At 43.4% G+C, this 749-nt stretch carries 1 protein-coding gene; it reads right to left on the bottom strand.

The window, feature by feature from the left end:
* Positions 1-178: 178 nt before the first annotated feature.
* Positions 179-535 (bottom strand): hypothetical protein, encoded by a 357-nt coding sequence (locus tag OSC30_RS16790; protein WP_267172995.1) that lies wholly within the window; start codon positions 533-535, stop codon positions 179-181.
* Positions 536-749: the final 214 nt, after the last annotated feature.

Raw genomic sequence — 749 nt, 5'->3', positions numbered from 1 at the left:
CCTACCTATAGGTAAGGCGGCAAAAAGCCTTAGAGAGCATCTCATGGGTTTATCTAGATGCGCCGCCTCCTACACCTGTCCTAACGTACTCCTTTTCAATCTCTCCCAAAACAAGAAAAGGGAGGAAGTTGAAATAGACGCTAGTAGGTCTATACAACTCACTCTCCCCTTAAAATAATTAATCCTTGACAAGTCGTAGCTTGTTCAAACGCTCAACATCGTCCTTATATTCGTTAGCAATTCTAGCCTCAATGGCAATATGCCTATCTACTTCGGCCTTAGGTGGACGTCCTACAGGTCTACTGATGCCTACAGCCTTAAGTAGCTCCTTAACCGCTGCTAGGTTATACGCCTCAGTTTCCTTCTTTAGGACTTCTAGGGCTATATCACGCCAATAGAGCTTATGCTCCTGATCCCAGCCTTCTTCTTTGGCGTAGGTATCTAAGGTTAGGAGGCTTACACCCCACTTCTTAGCTAGTTCCGAGTGAGAGTGAGTCTTTATATACTCCTCTTTTCCCTCCTTAGGGATTTTCATAGGTTATTTTCCTTATTGTTATTAGTTGTAGATACAGTCCTAGGTGATAAAGAGCAATCACCTAGGTGATAAGAGCAACGAATAAGAAGAGAAGATCAAGAGCAAGAGCTAGGAGCCGTACCACCTATACCGCTCTTGCTTCTATTCTTTCTATTCGTCCGCTCTTACCACCTGAGTGATTGCTTTTTATCACTCAGGACTGTATCTGTATAAA

Source organism: Frateuria hangzhouensis, assembly GCF_026410505.1.
Taxonomy (GTDB): domain Bacteria; phylum Pseudomonadota; class Gammaproteobacteria; order Xanthomonadales; family Rhodanobacteraceae; genus Frateuria_A; species Frateuria_A hangzhouensis.
This window is presented reverse-complemented; position numbering and strand designations above follow the sequence as displayed.

Bases quoted from the DNA above. Each gene is read 5' to 3' on its own strand.
- OSC30_RS16790 (WP_267172995.1), bottom strand. From the start codon at position 535: ATGAAAATCCCTAAGGAGGGAAAAGAGGAGTATATAAAGACTCACTCT.